Below are 24,415 nucleotides of genomic sequence, written 5' to 3' on the forward strand. Positions count from 1 at the left end.
AGAGGGAGGCGAGCGGGCATGGGGCTGGACCTGAACAGGCTGGAGTACCTGATCGCGGTGGCCGAGGAGGGCAGCATCACCCGTGCCGCGGCCCGGCTGCACCTGTCCCAGCAGGCCCTGTCCACCTCCATCCGGGTCCTGGAGCGCGAGGTCGGCGTCACCCTGCTGGAGCGCACCGCCGGCGGCGTCCGCCTGCTGCCCGCCGGGGTCGCGCTGGTCGAGGACGCCCGGGCGCTGCGCGGCGCGGTGCGCTCCGCCCTGCGACGGGCCCGCCGTATCGGCCGCGGCGAGCGGGAGGTGCTGCGGCTGGGCCACACCCCCGCGGTCACCGGGGAGGAGGTCACCGCCCTGCTGCGCCGGGTCGGCGCCACCCACCCCGAGCTGGCCGCCGACGTCAGCCCGCGCTACCCGGACGAGCTGGCCGACGCCCTGCTGGCCGGGGACATCGACGTCGGACTGTGCCGGGGCATGACCGCGCCGCACGGGCTGACCCGCACCACCCTGGGCCACCAGCCCCTCAACATCGCGGTCGCCGCCGACCACCCGCTGGCCGCCCGGCCGTCCGTGGCCCTCGCCGAACTGGCCGACCAGCGCTTCGTCGTCTGGGGCCGCCCCGGTCGGTCCGGGTACACCGACCTGCTGCTCGACCACTGCCGCGCCGCCGGTTTCGAACCCCGTACCGAACGCACCTCCCTCCAGGGCACCCCGCCCGCCACCGCCGTCATCGGCACCGACCGGCTCGCCTTCGTCACCACCCCGCCGGGCCCCGCCGCGGGCGGGGCGGTCACCGTCCTCGCCCTCGACCCGCCGCTGCGGGCACCCCTGCACGCCCTGCACTCCGCCCGGGCCACCGGCCCGGCCACGGAGGCCTTCCTGACCACGGCCGCCCTCCGCTGACCGTCACCGTGTGCGCCGGGCCCGGCCGCTCACTCCTCGGCGTCGCGGACCAGCAGGGCGATCTGGACCCGGTTGGCGACCGACAGCTTGCCGAACAGGCTGGTGATGTGCGCCTTGACGGTCGCGACCGAGATACCCAGCCGACCGGCGATCTCCGGGTTGCCCAGGCCCTCCGCGACCGCCCGCGCGGTGTCCAGCTCCCGCTCGGTCAGGGCGGCCAGCCGCTCCCGGGCGGCCTCGCGTTCGGCCCTGCGGGCGTGGGGCGACCGCCGGGCGGTGGCCGCCGCGATCACCCGCGTCGCGGCCTGCGGGGACAGCACCGGATCGCCGCCCGCGACCGTCCGCACCGCGTCCGCGATCCGCGCCGGCGGGGTGTCCTTCAGTACGAAGCCGAGCGCCCCCGCCCGGAGCGCGCCGAGCACCAGGTCGTCGGAGTCGAAGGTGGTCAGCATCAGGACCCGCGGAGGGGCGGGCAGTGCCAGCACCCCCTCGGTGGCGCTGAGACCGTCCCGGCCCGGCATCCGCACATCCATCAGCACCACGTCCGGCCGCGACTCCCGCACCGCGCGGACCGCGCCGTCCCCGTCGGCCGCCTCGGCGACCACGGTCAGATCGGGCTCGCCGTCCAGGATGAGGCGCAGGGCCACCCGGACCAGCTGCTCGTCGTCCACGACCAGGACCCGCACCGGCTGCCGTTCGCCGTCCACTCAGCTTCTCCGTTCGTCAGGGGGGCGCGGCCAGGGCAGCCGCGCGGAGAGGAGGTACCCGCCGTCGGCCGTGGGGTGGTAGTCGAGCTCCCCGCCGAGCAGCGCGACCCGTTCGGCGAGGCCCGGCAGCCCGAAGCCCGAGGCCGCCGCGCCGGTGGCCGCCGCCGTCGCGGGGCCGTTGCGGACCGCGACCCGCAGGTCCCCGCCGGGCGCCCCGTCCACCGTCACCCGCACCCGGGACCCGGGCGCGTGCTTGGCCGCGTTGGTCAGGGCCTCCTGGACGGTCCGGTAGCAGGTGCGCCCGGCCGCCTCGGGCGGCTCCGCCGTCACGGTGGAGGCGAACACGGCGTCCAGGCCGTACGACCGTGCCTCCGCCACCAGGGCGGGGACCCGCGCCAGCGAGGGCGGCCGCTGCTCCGGCCGGTCCGGATCGGCCCGGAGCACCCCGAGGACGTCGCGCAGCTCCTCCAGGGCCTGGTGGGAGCCGTCCACGATGCCCCGGACCAGGACCCGCGCCTCCTCGGCCGCCAGATCGGCGCGGTGGTCCAGCGCCCCGGCCTGCATGGCGACCAGGGAGATCCGGTGGGCCAGCACATCGTGCATCTCGCGGGCGATGCGGTTGCGCTCCAGTGCCCGGGCCCGGTCCGCCCGCGCCCGCTGCTCCCGCTCCGCGCCGTGCGCCCGCTCCCGCAGCGACCGGACCTCGGCCCGGCGCGCCCCGACCGCGGTGCCCGCGGCCACCGCGGCACCCCCCGCCAGAGCCTGCGTCAGGGTGGGCAGCCAGAACGAACCGGGGGCGCTCGGCAGCGGGTACAGCTCGCCGACGAACAGCGGCGCCACCACGAAGGCCGCCACCGCCAGCGCGATCTCCGGCGGTCTGCGGCGGGTGGACAGCGAGCCCAGCGCCAGCAGCGCGGCACCGGCGGCGAGGGTCGAGCCGGCCGACGCGACCGCGGTCGAGAGCGCCACGGCGAGGGGGAACCGGTGCCGCCAGAACAGCGCCGCCAGACAGCCGACGGCGATCAGCGGATCGCCGGTGGCCAGCCATGAGCAGGAGTGCGCCGCGCACCCCGGCTCCACCATCGCCGCGGTGGCGACCCAGAGCGACACCCCCACCGCCGCGGCCGCCGCGAACCGCGCCGCCTGCTGCCAAGGGCCACGACGTGGCGCGCCACCCGTTCTCATCCGTCGATTATCCCGGCCGCGCCCGGGGGGTGACTCCGCCCCGGGTCGGGGCGGACCCCCTACCCAGGTCGTAGCGGGCCCCGGTCGGCCTCACCCCCGGTCGAGGGCCGGAGCGGGCCGGCAGGCCGACGTACCGGCGGCACGAGCCGAACAGACTGAGGGGCCCATGGACGACGCGGAGGACATCGGATGAAACACCGCACACCCCTGGCCCTCACCCTCGCGGCGGCCGCCCTGGCCGCGACCGCGGCCGCGCCGTACCCGGCCGCCGCCACCAGCCCGGCCCCGGCCCCCGCGGCGGAGGCACCGGCGCCGCTGCGATGGGGCCCGTGCCCGAAGCCCACCGCCTCACCCTCGCTGCGGTGCGCCACCCTCAAGGTCCCGCTGGACTACCGCCACCCCGGCGGCCGCACGATCGAGATCGCCCTCTCCCGGCTGCCGAGTGAAAACCCCGCCAAGCGCCGCGGGGTGCTGCTGACCAACCCCGGCGGCCCCGGCGCCCCCGGTCTCGCCCACCCGGCGGACCTCGCCGCCGCGAAGCTGCCGCGCGCGGTGCTGGACGCGTACGACATCATCGGCTTCGACCCGCGCGGCACCGGCCGCAGCACCCCGGTCACCTGCCACCTCACCCCGGCCCAGCAGCAGCGCGGCGCCTTCCCCGTCCACGCCCGGGGCCCGGCCGACGTCACCCGCGAGGCGTCCTACGCCCGTACCGTCGCCCGGCGGTGCGCCACCTCCAGGACCACCTGGATGCTGCCGCACACCACGACGGCGAACACCGCCCGCGACATGGACCGCATCCGGGCCGCCCTGGGCGAGAGCACCGTCTCCTACCTCGGACACTCCTACGGCTCCCAGCTCGGCGCGGTCTACGCCACGATGTTCCCCCGGCGCGGCGACCGGATCGTGCTCGACAGCGTGCTGGGCCCCGGCGGCTACGACGTCACCGCCTTCCGGGCCCTCGGGCGCGGCATGGAGGACCGCTTCCCCGACTTCGCGGCGTTCGCGGCCGCGCACCCCGAGTACGGCCTCGGCTCCACCCCCGCGCAGGTGACCGCCACGTACCACGCGCTCGCCCGGCGGCTGGACGCCAAGCCGGTCGAGGGCGTCGACGGGACGCTGTTCCGCGGTCTGACCTTCCAGGGGCTGTACGTGGACGGGCTGATGCCCGTCCTGGCCAGGGCCTGGCAGGACCTGGCCGCCGGCCGACTGGAGCCCGGCGAACTGCCGCCGAACCAGGAGAACACGATGGCCGCCCGCCTCTACGTGCTGTGTGCCGACTCCCGCTGGCCGAGGAACCTCGGCACCTACCAGCTCAACGTCCTGGTCGACCGGCTGCGCCACCCGCTGATCGGCGCGTCCACGGCGAACGTCACGCCCTGCGCCTTCTGGCCGGACGAGCGCCGCGAACCGCCGGTGCGGATCAGCGACCGCGGCCCCTCGAACATCCTCCTGGTGCAGAACGAACGGGACCCGGGCACACCGCTGACGGGCGCCCAGCGGATGCGCCGGACGCTGGGGGAGCGCGCCCGGATGGTGACCGCCGACCAGGGCGGCCACGGCGTCTACCCCTTCGGCCGCAACACCTGCGCCAATGACGCGGCGACCGCCTTCCTCACCACCGGCAGGCGCCCGTCCACGGACCTCGCCTGCCCGGCCGAAGCCCGCCGCTGACCCGACCCGACCCGACGTGCCGGCGCCCGGGGGCCGCTCAGGGACGGAGCTCGCTGCCGGCCCGGGTGTGCCGGTCCTGCCCGGTGGGGCCGTGCCAGTCCAGGCACAGCACGGTCGCGTCGTCCTGCAAGCGGCCCCCGCTGGCCTCCACCACGGCGGCGGCCAGCGCTCGCACCACCTCGCGCGGATGCTCCCCGGCGGTACGGGAGAGCAGTTCCGGCAGTGCCACGGACGCCGCACCGCGGTCCTGGACGCCGTCGGTGTACAGCAGCAGCCGGTCCCCGGGACGCAGGTCGATGTCCTGCACGTGGTAACCGGGGCTGGTCCGGCCGACCCCGAAGGGCAGGTCGATCTCCAGCCGCACCTCCTCCGTCCGGCCCCCGCGCAGCCGCAGGGGCCAGGGATGGCCGGCGTTGACCAGCTGCGCGCCGCCGCCGTCCAGGCGGATGCAGAGCAACTGCCCGGTGGCCAGGGCGCCACCGCCGTGCTCCTTGAGCGCCCGGTGGATCCGCTCGGCCTGGTCGGCGAGGCCCATCCCGGCCCGCCGGGCGCCGCGGGCGGCGTTGACCAGCAGGGTGGCCAGCAGCGCCGAGCGGGTGTCATGGCCCATGGCGTCGGTGATGGACAGATGCAGGGTGTCCTGGTCGAGGCTGTAGTCGTAGGTGTCACCGCCGACGTCGTCGGCCGGCAGCAGAGCCCCCGCGAGGGCGAACTGCGCCGCCTCGCAGGACGGGGCGGACGGCAGCAGCTGGTGCTGGATCTCCGCGGCGAGACTGAAGGGGGTGGTACGGCGGTGGAAGTGGTACAGGTCGGTGAAGCGCCGGTCGGTCACGACGATGTACGCCAGCGCGTGCGCCGCGTCGCCCACCTGCCGCAGCATCTCCTCGGTGACCTGCTCCAGGCGCAGCTCCAGCAGGCCGATGGTGTCGCCGCGGTTGGTGACCGGCGCGACCACCCACTCCTCGCCGGCCCCGCCCGTGCGCCGGCTGATCCGCTGGGTGCGCAGCACCTCGTCGTAGACGCTGCCCGCCAGCGCCACCGCCTTCTCGTCGTCCGGATCCGCGGGTGCCGCGGAGGCCTCGCTGACCCGCACCACCCGCTGCCCGACGACATCGGGGAAGAGGAAGGACACCTGGCGGGCGGCGAACCGCTCGCGCAGATGGCCGGCCACCACGTCCAGCGACCGCACCGGCGCCGCGTCCTCGGCGGCGTCCAAAATCTGCGCCAGGGTTTCTCGACTGTGTGACATCGTCTCTCCGCAACTCGTACGCGGGCCCCGCGCCCGCTCACTCGCGGAAGGGCTCGGCACGTACGCCGTACACGTGCTACCGGACCATACCCATACGATCCCGCCAGGTGCCGCGTAGGCTCGGCGCCGTGACTCCCGAGACGCTGCGGCACGGCCGCTACCTCAGCCTCACCACCTTCCGCAAGGACGGCACGGGCGTCGCCACCCCCGTCTGGTACGCGGTGGACGGCGACGACATCCTCGTCTGGACCAACTCCGACTCCTGGAAGGTCAAGCGGCTGCGCCGCGACCAGCGGGTGATCGTCGCCCCCTGCGACCTGCGCGGCAACGTGGCCGACGACGCCCCGCACGCCGAGGGCACCGCCCGGCTGCTGGAGACGGACGAGCTGAAGCGGGTGCGCAGGCTGCTGTCCCGCAAGTACAGCTGGCAGTTCTGGCTGATCGACGCGCCGGCCGCGGTCTTCCGGCGCGGCAAGCGCCCGCACACCGGGATCGCGGTGCGGCTCACGGCGGAAAAGCAGCCGTAGCCCAGGCGTAACACGCCCGCGGTCCAATGCCTCCGACAAGTTCCGCCAGTTCCGCCGAAGGCCGGGAGCGCGCGTGTCGGACCCTCAACTCATCACCGGAGCCGCCGAGTCGGCGGCCTTACTCCATCGGCTGACCGGGCTGCTCGATCCGGCGGACGGCTGGTACGGGGTCTTCGCCGGCCGCGACCCCGAGGGCCTGCGCGCCTGCCTGGACGGCACCGAGATCCCGCCCTGGGACGTGGTCGAGGCGCTGCTGTACGACCTGGCGGTCCGGTACGGCCCGAAGGCCGCGGAGCGGGAACGCCCCCGCGCCGCCGCCGTGCACGCCGCCGCGGCGGCGGCCCACGACCGGCGCCCCGGCGGCCGGGCGGCGCTGCGGGAGCGGATCCGGCTGATGGCGGGGGAGCGGGAGCGCGCCGACCGGCGCCGTACCGCACTGCTGGACCTGCTGGGCCGCGCCGTCCCCGGTTCCGCCGAGGCGGCCGGCTTCACCCGTGAACTGGTCTGGGTCCGCGACGACCTCGCCCGCGCCGAGGCCCGCACCGCCGAACTCACCGCCCGCCTCACCGCCCTCGGCCCCGCCGTCCACCCGTCAGCCGCCATGGACCCTGCTCCGGCCCGCCCGGACACCGTCTCGGCCCGTCACTCGCCGGCCGCCATGGACCCTGCTCCGGCCGGCCATTCGTCGGCCGCCATGGACCCCGCCCCCGCCAGCCACTCGCCGGCCGCCATGGACCCCGCCCCGGCTCACGACCCGTACCCCGGCCTCGCCACGGGTTCCGCCCTCCGGGCCCCGAGCCCGTACTCCGGCCCGGGCGCCGTCCCGTCGGTCGCCGGAGACCCCGGCCCCGACCCCGCCTTCCGGGCCCCTGGCTCGTACACCGGCCCGGATGTCAGGAAGCCCGCGTGGGCCCCGGGCCCGTACTCCGGCCCGGACGCCACGGAGCCCGCGCGGGCCCCGGGCTCGTACACCCTCCCGCCGGTCGCCGGGGAGCCCGGCCCGTTCCCCGCCGGCCTGCGTGCCCCGGGCCCGGGCACCGCCCCACCGGGCGCCAGGGAGCCCGCCCCCGTCCACCCGGACACCGGCCCGGGCACCGAGCCGTCCCCCGTTGGCGAACCGCCGGCCGCCCCCGTCCCCGTAGAACCCGAAGCCCCCGTCGACCCCGCCAGGCACCGCGCTCGGCGGCGGGGTCGGGCCGGGCGGCCGCGTGGCGCGCGGTACGCCTGGCTGGACGAGGTCCCCGAGGAGCCGGACCCGTACGGGTCCGAGGTCGAGGCGGCCGGCCCGGCCGCGCTCCTGGGCGCTCCGGTCACCGCCACCGCCGCCCCGCGCGGCGCCCGGTTCGCCCCGGTCGTCCCGGAGGAGGCCCCGCCCGCGCCCCGCCCCGACCCGGGGCCCGCGCGTCAGGCCGTGGCCGCGCTGCGGCGGCTGCGCGCGGGCGGGCGGGGCGGCGAGGCGCACGCCCTGCTCTGCGAGGCCGCCGCCTGGCCCGCGGAGCTGGTGCCCCCGCTCGCCGGGGAACTGGGCACCGCCGGGCTGGCCGCCGACTGGGCCACCCTGCTCTGGGAGGCCGCCTCCCTGCCCTCCGAGCGGATCGCCGAACTGGGCCGGGCGCTCGCCGACGCGGGCCGCGACCGGGACGCCGAGGCCCTGCTGCGCCAGGGCGTGGCCCGGCCCACCGACGAGACCGCGGCGGCCGTGCTGGCGCTGGAGGACAGCGGCCGCACCGCGCACGCCCGCGCCCTGCTGGACGCCTTCGTCGGCTGCCGGCCCGCCGAGGAGGCCGCCCGCCTCGCCGCGTACGCCCCGCACCGGCTGGTCCCGCTGCTGCTGGACGCGGCCCGCGCCGCCGCCCCCGCCGCCCCGGCCCGCGAGGAAGCCCTGGTGCACGCCCTGCGGGTATCCGGCCTCGCCGGCTGACGACCGCCTGCCCGGGCGATCGACCTCGTGTCCGCCTCCGCCCGATGTGGACCACTCGGGTGCGAAACATGATCGACTCCGTTGCTTCACGGCGGCGGTCTTGCTCCCGCATGTGACGCGGCTTACGTTCACTGTCTACGCACCGCTTCTACGGGCGTAGAGCTCGTCGACGCATGTCGCGAAGGAGCAGCCCCATGTCCCATACCGTGCGCGCAGCGCTGGTCCAGGCGACCTGGACGGGCGACACCGACTCCATGATCGCCAAGCATGAGGAGCACGCCCGGGAGGCGGCCCGCCAGGGAGCGAAGGTCATCGGCTTCCAGGAGGTGTTCAACGCCCCCTACTTCTGCCAGGTGCAGGATGCCGAGCACTACCGCTGGGCGGAACCGGTGCCCGACGGGCCCACCGTCACCCGGATGCGGGAACTGGCCCGCGAGACCGGCCTGGTGATCGTCGTCCCGGTCTTCGAGATCGAGGGCCCGGGCCTCTACTACAACACCGCGGCCGTGATCGACGCCGACGGCTCCTACCTCGGCAAGTACCGCAAGCACCACATCCCGCAGGTCAAGGGGTTCTGGGAGAAGTTCTACTTCCGCCCGGGCAACGCCGGCTGGCCGGTCTTCGACACCGCCGTCGGCCGGGTCGGCGTCTACATCTGCTACGACCGCCACTTCCCCGAGGGCTGGCGGCAACTCGGCCTCGCCGGCGCCCAGCTCGTCTACAACCCCTCCGCCACCCACCGGGGCCTCTCCGCCCACCTCTGGCAGCTGGAGCAGCCGGCCGCCGCCGTCGCCAACGAGTACTTCGTCGCCGCGATCAACCGGGTGGGCCGCGAGGAGTACGGCGACAACGACTTCTACGGCACCAGCTACTTCGTGGACCCGCGCGGCCGGTTCGTCGGCGACCTCGCCTCCGACAAGGAGGAGGAACTGGTCGTCCGCGACCTCGACTTCGGCCTGATCGACCAGGTCCGGCAGCAGTGGGCCTTCTACCGGGACCGCCGCCCCGACGCGTACGAGGAGCTGATCCGGCCGTGAACGACCTCCTCAAGCGGCACCAGGCCGTCATCCCCGACTGGGTCACCCTCTACTACCGCGACCCCATCGAGATCACCCACGGCGAGGGCCGGTACGTCTGGGACGCCGAGGGCCGCCGCTACCTGGACTTCTTCGGCGGCATCCTCACCACCATGACCGCCCACGCGCTGCCCGAGGTCACCCGGGCGGTCAGCGAGCAGGCCGGCCGGATGATCCACTCCTCCACCCTCTACCTCAACCGCCCCATGGTGGAGCTGGCCGAGCGGATCGCCGCCCTCTCCGGCATCCCCGACGCCCGGGTCTTCTTCACCACCTCCGGCACCGAGGCCAACGACACCGCGCTGCTGCTCGCCACCGCCCACCGCCGCTCCAACCAGGTGCTGGCGATGCGCAACAGCTACCACGGGCGCTCCTTCTCCACCGTCTCCATCACCGGCAACCGCTCCTGGACGCCCACCACCCTCTCCCCGCTCCAGACCCTCTACGTCCACGGCGGCGTCCGCACCCGGGGCCCCTACGCCCACCTGGACGACGCCGAGTTCACCGCCGCCTGCGTGGCGGACCTCACCGACCTGCTCGGCCACACCGGGGACGTGGCCGCGCTGATCGCCGAACCGGTGCAGGGCATCGGCGGCTTCACCTCCCCGCCGGACGGGCTGTACGCCGCCTTCCGCGAGGTGCTGGCCGAGCGCGGGGTGCTGTGGATCGCCGACGAGGTGCAGACCGGCTGGGGCCGCACCGGCGAGCACTTCTGGGGCTGGCAGGCGCACGGCGCCGGTGGCCCGCCGGACCTGCTCACCTTCGCCAAGGGCATCGGCAACGGGATGTCCATCGGCGGGGTGGTCGGCCGCGCGGAGATCATGAACGGGCTGTCCGCCAACTCCATCTCCACCTTCGGCGGCTCGCCCGTCACCATGGCCGCCGGCCTGGCCAACCTCTCCTACCTGCTGGAGCACGACCTCCAGGGCAACGCCCGGCGGGTCGGCGGACTGCTCATCGAGCGGCTGCGCGCCGCCACCGCCGGTCTCGACCGGGTCCGCGAGGTGCGCGGCCGGGGGCTGATGATCGGCATCGAGATCGCAAAGCCCGGCACCGGCGGCGCCGACCCGGAGGCCACCGGGGCGGTGCTGGAGGCCGCCCGCGAGGGCGGACTGCTCGTCGGCAAGGGCGGCGGGCACGACTCCAGCGCCCTGCGGATCGCCCCGCCGCTCACCCTCACCGCCGCCGAGGCAGCCGAGGGCGCCGACATCCTGGAACACGCCCTGCGCTCCGTCTGCTGAACGCCCGGAGGTACTCACCGGCCATGACCACCACCCCCGCCTCCGCCGGCGGCACCCCCGGCACCGGCCGCCTCCTCGTCCGCGGCGGACTCGTCATCACCGCCGCCGAGGAGACCCCGGCCGACGTCCTGGTCGAGGACGGCAGGATCGCCGCGCTCGCCGCGCACGGCAGCTCCGCCGCCGAGGCCTGGACCGCCGAGCGCGTCATCGACGCCACCGGCCGCTATGTCATCCCGGGCGGAGTCGACGCCCACACCCATATGGAGCTGCCGTTCGGCGGCACCTTCGCCTCCGACGACTTCGAGACCGGCACCCGGGCCGCCGCCTGGGGCGGCACCACCACCATCGTGGACTTCGCGGTGCAGTCCCGGGGCGGCGCGCTGCGCGAGGGACTGGACGCCTGGCACGCCAAGGCCGAGGGCCGCTGCGCCATCGACTACGCCTTCCATATGATCCTCTCCGACGTGAACGAGTCCTCCCTCAAGGAGATGGACCTCCTCGTCGACGAGGGGATCACCTCGTTCAAGCTCTTCATGGCCTATCCCGGCGTCTTCTACAGCGACGACGGCCAGATCCTGCGGGCCATGCAGCGCGGCGCCGCGAGCGGCGGGCTGATCATGATGCACGCCGAGAACGGGATCGCCATCGACGTGCTGGTGGAGCAGGCACTGGCCCGCGGGGAGACCGACCCGCGCCACCACGGCGAGGTCCGCAAGGTGCTGCTGGAGGCCGAGGCCACCCACCGGGCCATCCAGCTCTCCCGGGTGGCCGGCGCCCCGCTGTACGTGGTGCACGTCTCCGCCGAGGAGGCGGTCGCCGAGATCGCCGCCGCCCGCGACAAGGGGCTGCCGGTCTTCGGCGAGACCTGCCCGCAGTACCTGTTCCTGTCCACCGACAACCTGGCCGAGCCGGACTTCGAGGGCGCCAAGTACGTCTGCTCCACCCCGCTGCGGCCCCGGGAGCACCAGGCCGCCCTCTGGCGCGGGCTGCGCGGCAACGACCTCCAGGTGGTCTCCACCGACCACTGCCCGTTCTGCTTCAGCGGCCAGAAGGAGCTGGGGCGCGGCGACTTCTCCAGGATCCCCAACGGGCTGCCCGGGGTGGAGCACCGGATGGACCTGCTCCACCAGGCCGTGCTGGACGGGCACATCAGCCGCCGCCGCTGGATCGAGATCGCCTGCGCCACCCCGGCCCGGATGTTCGGCCTCTACCCGCGCAAGGGGACCATCGCCCCCGGCGCCGACGCCGACCTGGTGATCTACGACCCGGCGGCCGAGCAGACCCTCTCGGCCGCCACCCACCATATGAACGTGGACTACTCGGCGTACGAGGGCCGCACGCTCACCGGGCGGGTGGAGACGGTGCTCTCCCGCGGCCGGGTGGTGCTGGACGGCCGGGAGTACACCGGCAGCCCCGGGCACGGCCGGTTCGTGCCCCGCTCCACCTGCCAGTACCTGGACTGAAGGGAAGCCGCGTGGACTTCGGACTCGTCCTGCAGACCGACCCGCCCGCCTCGCAGGTCGTCGGCCTGATGCGGCGCGCGGAGCGCAACGGCTTCCGCTACGGCTGGACCTTCGACTCCGCCGTGCTGTGGCAGGAGCCCTTCGTCATCCACAGCCGGATCCTCGAACACACCACCAAGCTCCGGGTCGGCCCGATGGTGACCAACCCGGGCACCCGCACCTGGGAGGTGACGGCCTCCACCTTCGCCACCCTGAACGACATGTTCGGCAACCGGACCGTCTGCGGCATCGGCCGCGGCGACTCCGCGATGCGGGTCGCCGGCCGCCGGCCGAACACCCTGGCCCGGCTCGGCGAGGCCGTCGACGCCATCCGCGACCTCGCGGAGGGCCGCGAGGCGACCGTCGACGGCAACACGATCCGCATCCCGTGGATCAAGAACGGGAGGCTGCCCGTCTGGATGGCCGCGTACGGCCCCAAGGCCCTCGCCCTCACCGGCCGGAAGGCCGACGGCTTCATCCTCCAGCTTGCCGACCCCTTCCTCACCGAGTGGATGGTCAAGGCCGTCCGCCAAGCCGCCGCCGACGCCGGCCGCGACCCCGACTCGCTCACCATCTGCGTCGCCGCCCCGGCCTACGTCACCGACGACGACTCGCCCGAGGCCCTGGCCCACGCCCGGGACCAGTGCCGCTGGTTCGGCGGCATGGTCGGCAACCACGTCGCCGACCTGGTCACCCGGTACGGCGAGCACTCCGGCCTGGTGCCCGAGGCCCTCACCGCGTACATCACCTCCCGCCAGGGCTACGACTACAGCCACCACGGCCGGGCCGGGAACCCGTCCACCGACTTCGTCCCCGACGAGATCGTGGACCGCTTCTGCCTCCTCGGCCCGCCCGCCGCGCACATCGGCAAGCTGACGACGCTACGGGACCTGGGCGTCGACCAGTTCGCGGCGTACGCGATGCACGACGCCCGGGAGGCGGTGATCGACGCCTACGGGGCGGAGGTCATCCCCGCCCTTCGCTGACGCGGCCGATCACGCCCGGCCGGCACCGGGCGGCGTCCGGTCCGGCGACCTCACCGGACCGGACGGTCAAGCCCCTTCGGCCACCCTCAGCCGCCCCAGACCACGCCGCCCATCTGCCGACCTCAAAGCCCTTTGACATGTGAAATGTCACACAGGGCCTGACCGTGGTGCTGGTCGGAGAAGATGACAGGGGGCTGGTCGGCGCCCCGTTCAGGAGGGGAGCCTGGCGCCCCGGTAGACGCGGTCGAGCAGGGCGAACAACTGCGGGTCGTACCGCTGGAGTTCGGAGCGGGTGTCGATGTCGTTGTGGACACCGTCCCCGCCGGCCGGCCCGGCCCGGTTGATGTCGAAGTAGCTCTGCAGCCCCTCGGCCCAGTACTCGTGGTAGTTGGTCTGTGCGTAGGTGTTCCGCCACAGGCCCTTCGAGCGGGCGTTGCCGAGAGCGGCGTCGAGCTGCCGCTGGAAGTCGGGATCGATGTGGGTGAGGGCCATGTCGGCGACCGAGTGGCCGAACTCATGGGCGTAGCAGTTCTCGCCGCCCTGGTTGTCCACGAGGTTGGCCTCGGTGCCCACCGACAGGGGCAGGCTGTCGGTCGCGCCCATGCCGGCCCAGTAGCGCTCGTCCAGTGAGGTCCCGTACTGCGCCCTGACTTCGGGGATGGAGCTCATCTTCTCGGACCGGGCCGTGAGCACGACGCGGACCTTGCGCCGGTTCAGCTCGCCTATCGGGTAGTACGGGTAGGTGCGGGTGAGGGTGTCCAGCTGACGCGCCGCCTTGAGCAGGGTGGCGTCCTGGATCCTCGACGACCCGAGTACCGGCAGCGGCAGCCCGGTCTGCGGGTCCGTGGGCCCGGCCACGTACTTGGTGTACCAGCGGGTGTCCAGGTTGTACCGCCGTACGACATCCTGCGGTACCGGGCTCTGTACGGCGGCGGCGGCCGTGGTGAAGGCGGTCGCCCTCTCGGGCAGGTGCCGGGGGCCGGTGCTCGCGTGGCTGACCCCTGCCGCGGTGCCCAGCAGGGTCAGGCTCAGCGCCACGGCCTGCCAGCGCCGTCTGACGACCCGCTTCGACGGGCCGGAAGCCGCCGCCGGCGGGCGGGGAAGACCCCGTTGCGGTGTGGAATCGATCATGGTGTGTGGCCTCTCGAAGGGAAGCGGACGGGTCCGTTCCAGGGTGGTTGGCTGTGTTGCGGCAAGAAGGTAGACCCTTGCCCGGGGGAGGGCAACAAGCCTCTTCCTTCAGCCTGGTTGAGAGGATCGGGGTGCTGCCCGGCTCGCGGGGGGCCGCCATGGCGAACCTTCCTGGTCGGCCGCGGCAGGGGATGACCGGGCGGGATGCCGCCGCCGGTGGGGGACTTCTCGGAGTCGACGGGCTGCTCTTGCCGTTTGCCGAGCGAGGCGCCTACGGTCAGTGCAATGCCACATGGCACCGAGCCGGCAACGGCGTTCGAGGTGCTCGATCCGGCCGCGCGCTCAGGTCTGCGACCGTTCGCACGACCCCTGCACCCCTCGTCGGAACGCAGGAGGAGGAGAGCAAGCGCGTGAGCGGCAGCGTCGCCTACACCATCCCCGGCATGCGGGTGCGGGAGCAGACCGTCGAGGTTCCGCTCGACTGGTCCGATCCCGACCGCGGCACCATCGACCTGTTCGTCCGCGACATCACCGATCCCATGCGCTCCGGCGAGGACCTGCCCTGCCTCGTCTACCTCCAGGGCGGCCCTGGCGGGAAGGGACCGCGGCCGCTCGATCTCGGCGGGTGGCTCGGAGTGGCGCTGAAAGCCCATCGGGTGGTCCTGGTCGACCAGCGCGGCACCGGCCGCAGCACCCGGATCGACGGTCGGCGGATGGACGCCTTCGCCACCGCCCGCCAAGCCGCGGACTTCCTGGCGTGCTTCCGAGCCGATGCCATCGTCGCCGACCACGAGTATGTGCGCAGGACTCTGTACGGCGGCCGGCGCTGGTCCACCCTCGGCCAGTCCTACGGCGGCTTCATCACCCTGACCTATCTGTCACAGGCCCCCGAAGGACTCAGCGCCTGCCATGTCACCGGCGGACTGCCCGCCCTCGATCCCTCGGCCGCCGAGGTCTACCGGCGCACCTATCCCCGGGTCGCGGCGAAGAACGCGCTGTTCTACCAGCGCTACCCCCACCAGGCGGAGCAGGTCGGCCGGATCGCCGACCGGCTCGCCGAACGGGAGGTGCGGCTTCCCGACGGCGACCTGCTGACCGTGCGGCGCCTGCAGTCGCTGGGCATCGACCTCGGCATGAAGCCGGGGCACGAACGGCTGCACTGGCTGCTGGACGAGGCGTTCAACGGGACGGAGCTGTCGGCGACCTTCCTGCACCAGGTGCTGGCCAGGACCTCCTACAGCGACAATCCGCTGTTCGCAGCGCTCCAGGAGAGCATCTACGGCCAGGGAAGCGGCTCGACCGGATGGGCCGCCGAGGCGGAGCGGCATCGGCACCCGCAGTTCGCCGAGACCAGCCGGCCGCTGCTGTTCACCGGCGAGATGATCTACCCCTGGATGTTCGAGGAGATCGCCGCACTCCGTCCCTTCCGGCCGGCGGTGGAACTGCTCGCCGAACGCGGGAGCTGGCCGCGACTGTACGAACCGGCCCGGCTGGCCGCCAACGACGTCCCGGTCGTCGCCGCCGTCTACCACGACGACATGTACGTGGACGCAGGTCTCCAACTGGACACCGCCGCCAGGGTCGGCAACACACGCGTGTGGGTCACCAACGAGTACGAGCACGACGGCGTCGGCGACGAAAAGGTCCTCACCCGCCTGCTGGGCATGGTGCGCGAGACCGGAGGAGGCGTCACCGACGAGTGACGGACCGCGCTACCGCGCTGGTCGGCTCCGCACAACGGTCTGCGGCCGACGAGGAGCAGGACATGCGGTTCGCCTTCACCGTGAAGTCCCGCTACTTCCTCTTCGACGTCGTCCCCTCCCGGGAAGGCGACTACCTCCGGAGCGAGCAGAGCCGCATAGGCCAGGACCCCCTGCGCGTCCTCGTCCCCGGTATGGAGGAAACGCTCTGACGGTGCTGTCCCGGCAGGGTCCCAGCCCGACTCGTCGCGCCGCGACACCCCGCACACCGGCGAGCCTTACCTGGACCGGTCGAGTGCCGCGCGTACGCGCTCGGGGTCGGTGAGGGGTGCCAGGTGGGCGGCGCCTTCGATGGTCAGGAGCCGGGCTCCGCGCCGTAGCGCCGTATGCGCCGCGTCGGCGAAGTAGGGGGAACCTCCGAACCGTATGTACGTCGCCGGTGGGTGGGGGTGGCCGGACGCGGGGCCCGGCAGGGGTTCCTCGTGGGTGGCGCGGCTCAGCGGCCGGGCCCGGGCGGTCACCTGTTCCAGATCGCCCGCCGCGAGCCCCATGGCCTCGAAGCCGAAAGGCGGTATCAGCCATGCCTCGCCCTCCGGCCGCAGGGCGGCAGCGGCGTCGCACGCCTCGCGCAGCACGGGCTGGAGGTCGAAGGCGGACTGGCCGGGCGAGGGGAAGTACGCGTCCAGGTAGGTGAGTTGCCGGATGCGCCGCGGCCGTTCGTATCCCGCGCCGGTGATGACCATGCCGCCGTAGCTGTGGCCCACGAGGACCACGTCGGTGAGACCGTGCCTGTCGATCAGGGCGACGATCTCGGCGATGTGGGTGCGCAGACCGACGCCGGGTGCGGCCGGGGCGAGCGAGGGGCAGAAGACGGTGTGGCCCAAGGCCCGTAGCCCCGGGACGACCCGCTCCCACGCCCAGCCTCCGAGCCACGAGCCGTGTACGAGGACGAGGGTGGCCATCACTCCTCCGACGCGGCCCTGGCCGCCCAGGAGGAGCGGATGTCCCGCAGAACCCACTTCAGACCGTCGTCGGGGATCAGGAACCCGCCGACTCCGGACGAGAACAGCACGTCGTACACGCGCTGGGACACCTCGGTGAGCCGCTCCCCGAAGTCCTCGCCGTCCTCCGGTCTCGCGGGGAGCAGGATGACGAGGGTGTCGTCCCGCTGCTCCACCGCTTCGACGGCGAAGTCCTGTACGGGGTGGTGGCCCGACTCCTCGCACAGCACCGCTTTCGGGTCGGCGACGAGCCTCGCCCGGTAGGCGCTGTCGTTGACGAGCCGGAGGGTGTGGACGGTGCCCGCGTCATGCCCCATGGCTGCTCCGCGTCTCATCGGTGCCGGCCTGGGCCTGGTGGAAACTCCGGCGCATGGCCAGCAGTTCGGTCTTGAGCCGTTCGGGCAGCAGCCAGACGAAGTTGTCCCCGCTGCGCCACAGGTCCATCAGGTTCACAGGCTCACGGCGGTCCGGCTCGTCCGGCCGCTTCGCGGGTGGCAGGACGTAGTACAGCGTGTCGCGTCTCTGCAGCCTGACCTGCACCGTGATCCCCGGGCGCACCCGCACCCCCATCGACGCCAGGGCCTCCAGGGGCTCGCGCTCCAGTCGCGCGGCGAAGGCCGGGTCCGCCCAGGCGCGGCGGGTGAGCGCCGCTTCCAGGTCCTGGTCCTCCCCGGTGGGGCAGGGCCCCGGCGTCCCCTCGTACCGAGGTCCCGCCGGCCGGTACGGCTCAGTCATGGCTCCCCCGTACGGGAAGCGCGGCGATGACCTTGACCTCGACGAGGTACTCCGGTGCGAAGAGCGCGGACACGCCCACCAGGGTGCTCGCGGGCGCCGTCGCGACACCGGCCCGCAGCGGCCCGAGGATCGCGGGCAGCAGCTCCGGTGTGTAGCCGACGACGTGGACGGTCTCCTCGACGATGTCGTCGCGGGTGGCGCCGACCCCGGCGAGCGCGGCGTCGAGGTTGCGGGCGATCCGTGCCGCCTGGGCCCCATGGTCGCCGAGCCCCACCGGCGACCCGTGCTCGTCCCAGGCGACCTGCCCGGAGACATACGCGAGCCGGGTCCCATCGACGGTGACGACCTGGCTGATCTGATCGGACGGGCTGTGCACGGACGGTGGATTGACGCGTTCCACGGTCATGGCAGCTCCTTTCGGCAGGGCGTCAGAGGTCTCGCCCCTTAAGTGAACAGTGTTCACGTGGACGTTGTTCACTATAGTGAGGCCCATGAGCTCCCCGTCAAGCCCGGCACGGGGCCGGCCCGCCCGGCTCGACCGCGCCCGCACCATCCGCACCGCCCTCGACCTGCTGGACGAGGGCGGTCTCGACGCACTGACCATGCGGCGGCTCGCCGACGCCATGGACGTGCGGGCCGGCGCGCTGTACCGCTACTTCGCGACCAAGCAGGACCTGCTCACCGCGATGGCCGAGCTCATGGTCGACGGCGTCACCGAGTCCCCGCAGGACGGCGACTGGAGCGAGCGGACGGCGCGCCTCGCCCGCGCGCTGCGCACGGCCCTGCTCGCCCACCGCGACGGCGCGCGCGTCTTCGCCGGCACGCACTCGACCGGCCCGAACACCCTCGGCTTCGCCGACAGCCTGGTCGGCGTCCTGCGCGAGGCGGGCTTCGGCGACCACGACGCGGCCCGCGCACTCCACGCCGTCGCCAACTTCACCGTCGGCCACACCCTGGAGGAGCAGGCCGCCCTGCGGCCGGGGGAGGGGGAACCCGCCAATCCGGACGTCCTCCGCGAGGCGGTGGCGGCGGGGGCGTATCCACACCTCGCCGCCACCCTGCCGGCACTCACCAGCACGGACTTCTCGGCCGACTTCGAGTTCGGGCTGCGACTGCTTCTGGAGGGGCTGCGTGCCGTCCGTACCTGACCCCCGCCGATGAATCCGCCACAGGGCGGCCCCGACCGTACGCCGGACGGCCGGTACGTCGTCATCGGCGGGCGGCGCTGGCGGGCCACCGACCCGGACATCCCCGAGGAGCCCGCCGCCCGGCTGCGCTCCCATCTGATGGCCGCCCGGCGCGCGGTCGGCGCGGCCCGCCGGGCCGACGACCCGGCCGCCGAGCGCGCCGCCCGGGACCGGGTGCAGACCGCCAAGGTCGCCCTCGGGGAGCGGGGCACCCCCTGGTGGGAGCAGTCGCCCGCCGAACGCCGGACCCGCTGGCAGGACGGCCTGGCCGCGCTGGACGCCGACGCCGATGCAGGGGGCGGGGGCGGCGGCTGAGGGCGGCGGGTCAGACGGCGGTCCCGGAGGCCTCCGCCGCGGCCTCCGGTACCAGGAGGATCGGAATCGGTCGCCCTCTACTCATCGGTAGCACCGTTCAGTAGGCTCCGCGCATGCCGACCGACACCACCGCCACGCCCCCCGGACTCACCGAGCAGGCACGGTCGTTGGCGGAGGGGCACACCACCTCCGCCGACCTGGTCCGGGCCTGTCTGGAGCGGATCGAGGCGGCCCAGCCCACGGTGAACGCCTTTCGCTGCACCCGCGCCGAGGAGGCGCTCGCCGAGGCCGAGGACGCCGACCGCCGGCTGCTGGCGGGGGAGCGGCTGCCGCTGCTCGGGGTGCCGGTCGCGGTCAAGGACGACACCGACGTGGCCGGGCTGCCCACCCGGTTCGGCTGCCGCGGCGACATCCCGCCCGCCACCGCCGACGGGGAGGCGGTACGCCGGCTGAAGGCGGCCGGGGCGGTGGTCGTCGGCAAGACCAACTCCTGCGAACTGGGCCAGTGGGCGTTCACCGAGGGGCCCGCCTTCGGGGCCACCCGCAACCCCTGGAACCTCGGCCACACCCCCGGCGGCTCCTCCGGAGGCTCGGCCGCCGCCGTGGCCGCGGGCCTGGTGCCCGCCGCGCTCGGCTCGGACGGCGCCGGATCCATCCGCATCCCGGCCGCCTGGACCCACCTCGTCGGCATCAAACCGCAGCGCGGCCGGGTCTCCGTCCACCCCTACACCGACTGCTTCGAGGGCCTCACCGTCAACGGCCCGCTGGCCCGCACCGTCGCCGACGCCGCCCTGCTCCTGGACGCCGCGGCCGGGCCGCACCAGGACGAACGCCACCATCCCGCCCCGGTGGACGCCTCCGCCGCCGCCCGCCGCGACCCCGGCCGGCTGCGGATCGCCCTCGCCCTGCGCCCGCCCTTCACCGCCACCCGCGCCCCGCTCCACCCCGACATCCGCCGCGCGGTCACCGCCCTCGCCGAGACCCTGGCCCGGCTCGGCCACACCGTCACCGAGGCCCGCCCCCGCTACGGCCTGATCGGCCTGGGCTTCCTGCCGCGCGCCACCGCCGGCATCGCCGCGTACGCCGACCGCCACCCCGACCCCGCCGTGCTCGACCCGCGCACCCTGGGCGCCACCCGCACCGGCCACCGCCTCGCCGGCCGCGCCCTGCGCTCCGCCCGTGCCCGCGAGGCCGCCCAGCACGCCCGTGTCGGCGCGCTCTTCCGCCACCACGACGTGATCCTCGCCCCCACCACCGCGGCCCCACCGCCCCGCATCGGCGCCTTCGACCGGCTGTCCGGCTGGCGCACCGACCTCACCATGGCCGCCGCCTGCCCCTACGCCTGGCCCTGGAACGTCCTCGGCTGGCCCGCCGTCAACATCCCCGCCGGCCTCACCCCCGACGGCCTCCCCATCGGCGCCCAGCTCCTCGGCCCCGCCGCCACCGAACCCCGCCTCATCTCCCTCGCCGCCCAACTGGAAGCCGACCTCCGCTGGCACGACCACGTCCCACCGGCGGTCGCCTGAGGACACGCGCTCGGCACTCCGGGTGACCGGGTGCCTCTGCTGCTGTCCGGCCCCCGCCGCTCGGCCGGTGGCCGGATTGTCGGAGGCGCGTGCTTAGCTTGGAGGCATGATCGATGCCTTTCTCGACCCCTCCAGCGGATCCCTGCGCCAAGTGGAGGAGGCGGTGCGCCAGGCGGCCGCCGCCGAGATCATTCCGCGCTGGCGGCAGCTCGCCGCGCACGAGGTGATCGAGAAGAGCGGGCCGCACGACGTGGTGACGGTGGCGGACCGGGCCGCCGAGGCCCATCTCACCGCCTCGCTCACCCGGCTGCTGCCGGGCTCCGCGGTGGTGGGGGAGGAGTCCGTGCACGCCGATCCGGCGGTGTACGAGGCGCTGGAGCGCGACGCCCCGGTGTGGATCGTGGACCCGGTCGACGGCACCCGGCAGTTCGTCCGCGGCGAGGCCGGATTCTGCACCCTGGTCGCGCTGGCGCTGCGCGGCGAGGTGCTCGCCTCCTGGACCTTCGCCCCGGCCCGGGACCGGATGGCGACGGCGGTACGCGGCCGGGGCGCCCGGCTGGACGGCGCCGAGCTGCGGGCGGGGTCGCCCGAGGCGGGCGCGCCGCTCAGGGTCGCCATGTCCCACCCGGACTACACCACCCCGGACCAGAAGGCCGCCCTGCTCGGCCTGGACACCGAGGGCGTCCGGGCCCGTCCCTGCGGCGCGGCCGGGCTGGAGTACCTGGCGGTGGCGAGCGGCGAGCTGGACGCGGTCGCCTTCTCCTGGGAGTTCGCCTGGGACCACGCCGCCGGGCTGCTGCTGGTCGAGGAGGCCGGCGGCGCCCAGTCCACCCTGACCGGTGAGCCGTTCCGGATCGCCGGGGGCAACGCCCTGCCCTTCACCGCCGCCCGGGACGCGGCCACCGCCGCCCGGATACGCGAGCTGCTCACCACCGCCGGATGACCGCCTCCGTACCCCATATCCTTGATGGTCCTGGATAGGCCGGAGGGACGGGGGAGGGGCGGACGGACACGGGAGGGCCGGATGGGCGCGCAGGGGCCGGAGGGTCCCGACCGGGTGGCCCGGTCACCCGCTCACCCGCTCACCTCGCTCGACCCGCTCACACCCGCTGACGAAGGAGCCGTGGTGCCGTCGATGCTCGATGCCGTCGTCGTAGGGGCGGGGCCCAACGGGCTGACCGCCGCCGTCGAGTTGGCCCGCCGCGGCTTCTCCACGGCCGTCTTCGAGGCCCGGGACACCGTCGGCGGCGGCGCCCGCACCGAGGAGCTGACCCTCCCCGGCTTCCGCCACGACCCGTGCTCCGCCGTCCACCCGCTGGGCATCGGCTCACCCGCCTTCAGGGACATGCCGCTGGACCGGTACGGCCTGGAATGGCTCCACCCCGAGCTGCCGATGGCGCACCCCTTCGACGACGGCACCGCCGCCGTGCTGGCCCGCTCCGTCGCCGAGACCGCCGCCTCCTTCGGCCCCCGGGACGCCGGCACCTACCGCCGGCTGGTCGCCCCCTACCTCGGCAAGTGGGACACCCTGGCCCGGGACTTCATGTCCCTGCCGCTCAGCGCGCTGCCCCGGGACCCGGTCACCCTCGCCCGCTTCGGCATCGCCGGGCTCCCCCCGTACACCTGGCTGATGCGGCGCTTCCGCGACGACCGGGCCCGCGCCCTGATCGGCGGGCTGGTCGCCCATGTGATGGCCCCGTTCGGCGGTCCGGCCTCCAGCGCCATCGGGCTGGTCTTCGCCCTCGCCGCGCACGCCGTGGGCTGGCCGCTGCCGCGCGGCGGCTCCCAGTCCATCGCGGACGCCCTCACCGCGTACCTCCGCGACCTCGGCGGCACCGTCCACACCTCGTACGAGGTCAAACGGCTGGACGACCTCCCGCCGGCCCGCGCCTACATCTTCGACACCTCGCCCACCGCGCTCGCCCGGATCGCGGGCCTCGGCCGCTCCTACGACTCCTTCCGCTACGGCGCCGCCGCCTTCAAGATCGACTACGCCCTGGACGGCCCGGTGCCCTGGACCGCCGAGCCCCCCCGCCGCGCCGGCACCGTCCAGATCGGGCCGAGCAGCCGGGACATCGCCACCGCGCTGAAGCAGGCCTCCAGCGGCACCGCCGCCCCCGAGGTGCCCTTCCTCATCACCGCCCAGCCCAGCCTGGTCGACCCCTCCCGCGCCCCCGAGGGCAAGCACGTCTTCTGGGCGTACGGCCATGTCCCCAACTCCTGGCAGGGCGACCTCACCGAGGCCATCGAGCGGCAGATCGAGCGCTTCGCCCCCGGCTTCCGCGACCGGGTCATCGCCCGCGCCACCGCCGGCCCGCCCGAGATCGCCGCCCGCAACGCCAACTACGTCGGCGGGGACATCGCCTGCGGCGCCGCCTCCGGGCTCCAGCTCGTCCTGCGCCCCCGCCCCACCCTGTTCCCCTACCGCACCCCCCACCCGGCCGTCTTCCTCTGCTCCTCCGCCACCCCGCCCGGCGCCGGCGTCCACGGCATGTCCGGGCACAACGCGGCCAAGGCCGTCTGGCGCCACCTCAGAAAGGACTGACCGGCATGGAGATCGTCCTTGTCCGCGGCGACATCACCGAGCAGCAGGTGGACGCCGTGGTCAACGCCGCCAACTCCTCCCTGCTCGGCGGCGGGGGAGTGGACGGCGCGATTCACCGGAAGGGCGGCCCCGACATCCTGGCCGCCTGCCGGGACCTGCGCGCCTCCCACTACGGCAAGGGCCTGCCCACCGGCCGCGCCGTCGCCACCACGGCCGGCCGGCTCCCGGCCCGCTGGGTGATCCACACCGTGGGCCCGGTGCATTCCACTACGGAGGACCGCTCCGAGCTGCTGGCCTCCTGCCACCGCGAGTCCCTGCGGGTCGCCGACGAGCTCGGCGCCCGCAGCGTCGCCTTCCCGGCCATCTCCACCGGCGTCTACCGCTGGCCGGTGGAGGACGCCGCGCGGATCGCCGTGGAGACGGTCCGCGCGGCGGAGACCTCGGTGGAGGAGGTCAGATTCGTGCTCTTCGACGAGCGGGCGTACGAGGCGTTCGCCGCGCAGGCCGGCTGACCACCACCGAGCACCGCGCGATCACAAGGCGTCCGGCTCGGGCCGCAGCAGGGCGCCGATCGCCTTGCCCAGCTGGCGGTGCAGGGCGTCGTCCTCCGAGGCCCGCGCCAGGGCCGGGGTGCCGATCGCCCGGCCGAGCAGACTGGTACCCAGCAGCAGGGCCGCCACCAGCTCGGCCCGCAGCGGGGCGTCGGGGCCGTCCAGACGGGCGGCGAAACGCTCCGAGAACACCTCGGCCAGATTGTCGCGGAACTCCCGGACGGCCGTCTGGCGGTCCGGTGAGCTGAGCACGGCCACCACCGGATGCGGTATCTCCTCGGCCGGGGGGCCGCCGGCGAGGAAGTCGCAGAGCCAGCCGGCCACCTCGTCCAGCGGGGTCTCCAGCAGCGGGTCGAAGAGCGCGGAGGGGCAGGAGACCGCCGCGAACAGGGCGTCCTTCGAGCCGAAGTAGCGGTAGACCAGCGCGGCGTCCACCCCGGCGTCCCGGGCGATGTCGCGCAGGTTGGTGCCCTCGTAGCCGTAGGCGCCGAAGCGCTGCGCCGCGGCGGCCATCAGGGCGCTGCGGGTGCCCGCGGCGCTGCGTTTGCGCCGTTTCGGCCGCCGCGCGGGCGTCTCCGGCGTGTCGTCGGCCGCGGGACGGCTCGCGGCGGGTCGGTCGCCCGGTCGCGGGCCGCCGTGGTCCGCCGCCGCCTCCCCGCCCCGTACCGCCGCACCGGACGGTTCCGGCGCAGGTTGCCGCCCCCGCCCGCCACCGCCCTGGACCGGGTATCCGCTCACGTCCACGCCCTCGTCACCCCT

The 24,415-nt window shown here is 74.6% G+C and carries 25 protein-coding genes; 16 read left to right on the forward strand and 9 right to left on the reverse strand.

Annotated elements, in window-relative coordinates:
• Positions 1 to 18 precede the first annotated feature (18 nt).
• On the forward strand, positions 19 to 897 hold the full coding sequence (locus M1O15_RS15335; RefSeq protein ID WP_248634379.1) for a LysR family transcriptional regulator: 879 nt from the start codon (positions 19 to 21) through the stop codon (positions 895 to 897).
• A 29-nt stretch (positions 898 to 926) separates the two neighbouring features.
• Here the strand turns inward: M1O15_RS15335 and M1O15_RS15340 are convergent, their stop codons facing one another.
• Both M1O15_RS15340 and M1O15_RS15345 read right to left on the reverse strand, forming a co-directional pair.
• A complete protein-coding gene (locus M1O15_RS15340) occupies positions 927 to 1,604 on the reverse strand; it encodes a response regulator transcription factor (RefSeq protein WP_248634380.1) in 678 nt (225 codons plus the stop codon).
• Complete coding sequence (locus M1O15_RS15345) at positions 1,605 to 2,789, reverse strand: sensor histidine kinase (RefSeq protein ID WP_248634381.1); 1,185 nt, start codon at positions 2,787 to 2,789, stop codon at positions 1,605 to 1,607.
• A 189-nt stretch (positions 2,790 to 2,978) separates the two neighbouring features.
• On the opposite strand from M1O15_RS15345, the gene M1O15_RS15350 reads away from it, so the two are divergent.
• Positions 2,979 to 4,463 carry an alpha/beta hydrolase gene (locus tag M1O15_RS15350; RefSeq protein WP_248634382.1) on the forward strand — a complete coding sequence of 495 codons (1,485 nt, stop codon included), beginning with the start codon at positions 2,979 to 2,981 and terminating at the stop codon, positions 4,461 to 4,463.
• A gap of 37 nt (positions 4,464 to 4,500) precedes the next feature.
• On the opposite strand, the gene M1O15_RS15355 is transcribed toward M1O15_RS15350, so the two are convergent.
• On the reverse strand, positions 4,501 to 5,712 hold the full coding sequence (locus M1O15_RS15355; protein ID WP_248634383.1) for a PP2C family protein-serine/threonine phosphatase: 1,212 nt from the start codon (positions 5,710 to 5,712) through the stop codon (positions 4,501 to 4,503).
• Between the two features lie 128 nt (positions 5,713 to 5,840).
• On the opposite strand from M1O15_RS15355, the gene M1O15_RS15360 reads away from it, so the two are divergent.
• The 6 genes from M1O15_RS15360 (at position 5,841) to M1O15_RS15385 (ending at position 12,965) form a co-directional block, all read left to right on the forward strand.
• Positions 5,841 to 6,239, forward strand: coding sequence for a PPOX class F420-dependent oxidoreductase (locus tag M1O15_RS15360; RefSeq protein WP_248634384.1), 399 nt, complete (start codon positions 5,841 to 5,843; stop codon positions 6,237 to 6,239).
• Between the two features lie 73 nt (positions 6,240 to 6,312).
• Positions 6,313 to 8,160 carry a hypothetical protein gene (locus tag M1O15_RS15365; RefSeq protein WP_248634385.1) on the forward strand — a complete coding sequence of 616 codons (1,848 nt, stop codon included), beginning with the start codon at positions 6,313 to 6,315 and terminating at the stop codon, positions 8,158 to 8,160.
• Positions 8,161 to 8,354: 194 nt separating this feature from the next.
• Positions 8,355 to 9,197: a nitrilase-related carbon-nitrogen hydrolase gene (locus tag M1O15_RS15370; protein WP_248634386.1), complete on the forward strand. Its 843-nt coding sequence runs from the start codon at positions 8,355 to 8,357 to the stop codon at positions 9,195 to 9,197.
• On the forward strand, positions 9,194 to 10,477 hold the full coding sequence (locus tag M1O15_RS15375) for an aspartate aminotransferase family protein (RefSeq protein ID WP_248634387.1): 1,284 nt from the start codon (positions 9,194 to 9,196) through the stop codon (positions 10,475 to 10,477). The genes M1O15_RS15370 and M1O15_RS15375 overlap by 4 nt, the downstream gene beginning before the upstream one ends.
• 23 nt (positions 10,478 to 10,500) lie before the next feature.
• The gene (gene hydA / locus M1O15_RS15380) at positions 10,501 to 11,940 is read left to right on the forward strand and encodes a dihydropyrimidinase (RefSeq protein WP_248634388.1); all 1,440 of its coding nucleotides are present in this window, start codon (positions 10,501 to 10,503) and stop codon (positions 11,938 to 11,940) included.
• A gap of 11 nt (positions 11,941 to 11,951) precedes the next feature.
• Positions 11,952 to 12,965, forward strand: a complete 1,014-nt coding sequence (locus tag M1O15_RS15385; protein ID WP_248634389.1) for a TIGR03842 family LLM class F420-dependent oxidoreductase — start codon at positions 11,952 to 11,954, stop codon at positions 12,963 to 12,965.
• 210 nt (positions 12,966 to 13,175) lie between these two features.
• Here the strand turns inward: M1O15_RS15385 and M1O15_RS15390 are convergent, their stop codons facing one another.
• Complete coding sequence (locus M1O15_RS15390) at positions 13,176 to 14,003, reverse strand: hypothetical protein (RefSeq protein WP_248634390.1); 828 nt, start codon at positions 14,001 to 14,003, stop codon at positions 13,176 to 13,178.
• A gap of 536 nt (positions 14,004 to 14,539) precedes the next feature.
• On the opposite strand from M1O15_RS15390, the gene M1O15_RS15395 reads away from it, so the two are divergent.
• Positions 14,540 to 15,799, forward strand: a complete 1,260-nt coding sequence (locus tag M1O15_RS15395) for an alpha/beta fold hydrolase (protein WP_248634460.1) — start codon at positions 14,540 to 14,542, stop codon at positions 15,797 to 15,799.
• Positions 15,796 to 16,008 carry a hypothetical protein gene (locus M1O15_RS15400; protein WP_248634391.1) on the forward strand — a complete coding sequence of 71 codons (213 nt, stop codon included), beginning with the start codon at positions 15,796 to 15,798 and terminating at the stop codon, positions 16,006 to 16,008. The genes M1O15_RS15395 and M1O15_RS15400 overlap by 4 nt, the downstream gene beginning before the upstream one ends.
• Before the next feature lie 66 nt (positions 16,009 to 16,074).
• Here the strand turns inward: M1O15_RS15400 and M1O15_RS15405 are convergent, their stop codons facing one another.
• The 4 genes from M1O15_RS15405 to M1O15_RS15420 are packed head-to-tail and all read right to left on the reverse strand — an operon-like array spanning position 16,075 to position 17,938.
• Complete coding sequence (locus M1O15_RS15405) at positions 16,075 to 16,758, reverse strand: alpha/beta fold hydrolase (RefSeq protein WP_248634392.1); 684 nt, start codon at positions 16,756 to 16,758, stop codon at positions 16,075 to 16,077.
• The gene (locus tag M1O15_RS15410; RefSeq protein WP_248634393.1) at positions 16,758 to 17,114 is read right to left on the reverse strand and encodes a nitrile hydratase subunit alpha; all 357 of its coding nucleotides are present in this window, start codon (positions 17,112 to 17,114) and stop codon (positions 16,758 to 16,760) included. The genes M1O15_RS15405 and M1O15_RS15410 overlap by 1 nt, the downstream gene beginning before the upstream one ends.
• Complete coding sequence (locus M1O15_RS15415; protein ID WP_248634394.1) at positions 17,104 to 17,532, reverse strand: nitrile hydratase; 429 nt, start codon at positions 17,530 to 17,532, stop codon at positions 17,104 to 17,106. The genes M1O15_RS15410 and M1O15_RS15415 overlap by 11 nt, the downstream gene beginning before the upstream one ends.
• Positions 17,525 to 17,938: a RidA family protein gene (locus tag M1O15_RS15420; RefSeq protein ID WP_248634395.1), complete on the reverse strand. Its 414-nt coding sequence runs from the start codon at positions 17,936 to 17,938 to the stop codon at positions 17,525 to 17,527. Before M1O15_RS15420 ends, M1O15_RS15415 begins: the two co-directional genes overlap by 8 nt.
• Before the next feature lie 85 nt (positions 17,939 to 18,023).
• Here M1O15_RS15420 and M1O15_RS15425 point away from each other — a divergent pair, with 85 nt between their 5' ends.
• The 6 genes from M1O15_RS15425 (at position 18,024) to M1O15_RS15450 (ending at position 23,617) form a co-directional block, all read left to right on the forward strand.
• Positions 18,024 to 18,680 (forward strand): TetR/AcrR family transcriptional regulator, encoded by a 657-nt coding sequence (locus M1O15_RS15425; protein WP_248634396.1) that lies wholly within the window; start codon positions 18,024 to 18,026, stop codon positions 18,678 to 18,680.
• 9 nt (positions 18,681 to 18,689) lie between these two features.
• Positions 18,690 to 19,034, forward strand: a complete 345-nt coding sequence (locus tag M1O15_RS15430) for a hypothetical protein (protein WP_248634397.1) — start codon at positions 18,690 to 18,692, stop codon at positions 19,032 to 19,034.
• Between the two features lie 113 nt (positions 19,035 to 19,147).
• Positions 19,148 to 20,560, forward strand: a complete 1,413-nt coding sequence (locus M1O15_RS15435) for an amidase (protein ID WP_248634398.1) — start codon at positions 19,148 to 19,150, stop codon at positions 20,558 to 20,560.
• 106 nt (positions 20,561 to 20,666) lie between these two features.
• Positions 20,667 to 21,503: an inositol monophosphatase family protein gene (locus M1O15_RS15440; RefSeq protein ID WP_248634399.1), complete on the forward strand. Its 837-nt coding sequence runs from the start codon at positions 20,667 to 20,669 to the stop codon at positions 21,501 to 21,503.
• Positions 21,504 to 21,686: 183 nt separating this feature from the next.
• Complete coding sequence (locus tag M1O15_RS15445) at positions 21,687 to 23,105, forward strand: phytoene desaturase family protein (RefSeq protein WP_248634400.1); 1,419 nt, start codon at positions 21,687 to 21,689, stop codon at positions 23,103 to 23,105.
• A gap of 5 nt (positions 23,106 to 23,110) precedes the next feature.
• On the forward strand, positions 23,111 to 23,617 hold the full coding sequence (locus M1O15_RS15450) for an O-acetyl-ADP-ribose deacetylase (RefSeq protein ID WP_248634401.1): 507 nt from the start codon (positions 23,111 to 23,113) through the stop codon (positions 23,615 to 23,617).
• A gap of 21 nt (positions 23,618 to 23,638) precedes the next feature.
• On the opposite strand, the gene M1O15_RS15455 is transcribed toward M1O15_RS15450, so the two are convergent.
• Positions 23,639 to 24,394 carry a TetR/AcrR family transcriptional regulator gene (locus M1O15_RS15455; RefSeq protein WP_248634402.1) on the reverse strand — a complete coding sequence of 252 codons (756 nt, stop codon included), beginning with the start codon at positions 24,392 to 24,394 and terminating at the stop codon, positions 23,639 to 23,641.
• Positions 24,395 to 24,415: the final 21 nt, after the last annotated feature.

The sequence above is a fragment of the Streptomyces lichenis genome (genome assembly GCF_023218175.1).
GTDB classification, from domain to species: Bacteria; Actinomycetota; Actinomycetes; order Streptomycetales; family Streptomycetaceae; genus Streptomyces; species Streptomyces lichenis.

What these genes read in the sequence shown, in the direction of transcription:
- M1O15_RS15430 (WP_248634397.1), top strand. Translation starts at nt 18,690, where the DNA reads ATGAATCCGCCACAGGGCGGCCCCGACCGTACGCCGGACGGCCGGTAC.
- M1O15_RS15440 (WP_248634399.1), top strand. Translation starts at nt 20,667, where the DNA reads ATGATCGATGCCTTTCTCGACCCCTCCAGCGGATCCCTGCGCCAAGTG.
- M1O15_RS15355 (WP_248634383.1), bottom strand. Translation starts at nt 5,712, where the DNA reads ATGTCACACAGTCGAGAAACCCTGGCGCAGATTTTGGACGCCGCCGAG.
- M1O15_RS15425 (WP_248634396.1), top strand. Translation starts at nt 18,024, where the DNA reads ATGAGCTCCCCGTCAAGCCCGGCACGGGGCCGGCCCGCCCGGCTCGAC.
- M1O15_RS15415 (WP_248634394.1), bottom strand. Translation starts at nt 17,532, where the DNA reads ATGACTGAGCCGTACCGGCCGGCGGGACCTCGGTACGAGGGGACGCCG.
- M1O15_RS15420 (WP_248634395.1), bottom strand. Translation starts at nt 17,938, where the DNA reads ATGACCGTGGAACGCGTCAATCCACCGTCCGTGCACAGCCCGTCCGAT.
- M1O15_RS15395 (WP_248634460.1), top strand. Translation starts at nt 14,540, where the DNA reads ATGCGGGTGCGGGAGCAGACCGTCGAGGTTCCGCTCGACTGGTCCGAT.
- M1O15_RS15350 (WP_248634382.1), top strand. Translation starts at nt 2,979, where the DNA reads ATGAAACACCGCACACCCCTGGCCCTCACCCTCGCGGCGGCCGCCCTG.
- M1O15_RS15435 (WP_248634398.1), top strand. Translation starts at nt 19,148, where the DNA reads ATGCCGACCGACACCACCGCCACGCCCCCCGGACTCACCGAGCAGGCA.
- M1O15_RS15450 (WP_248634401.1), top strand. Translation starts at nt 23,111, where the DNA reads ATGGAGATCGTCCTTGTCCGCGGCGACATCACCGAGCAGCAGGTGGAC.
- M1O15_RS15345 (WP_248634381.1), bottom strand. Translation starts at nt 2,789, where the DNA reads ATGAGAACGGGTGGCGCGCCACGTCGTGGCCCTTGGCAGCAGGCGGCG.
- hydA (WP_248634388.1), top strand. Translation starts at nt 10,501, where the DNA reads ATGACCACCACCCCCGCCTCCGCCGGCGGCACCCCCGGCACCGGCCGC.
- M1O15_RS15335 (WP_248634379.1), top strand. Translation starts at nt 19, where the DNA reads ATGGGGCTGGACCTGAACAGGCTGGAGTACCTGATCGCGGTGGCCGAG.
- M1O15_RS15410 (WP_248634393.1), bottom strand. Translation starts at nt 17,114, where the DNA reads ATGGGGCATGACGCGGGCACCGTCCACACCCTCCGGCTCGTCAACGAC.
- M1O15_RS15370 (WP_248634386.1), top strand. Translation starts at nt 8,355, where the DNA reads ATGTCCCATACCGTGCGCGCAGCGCTGGTCCAGGCGACCTGGACGGGC.
- M1O15_RS15405 (WP_248634392.1), bottom strand. Translation starts at nt 16,758, where the DNA reads ATGGCCACCCTCGTCCTCGTACACGGCTCGTGGCTCGGAGGCTGGGCG.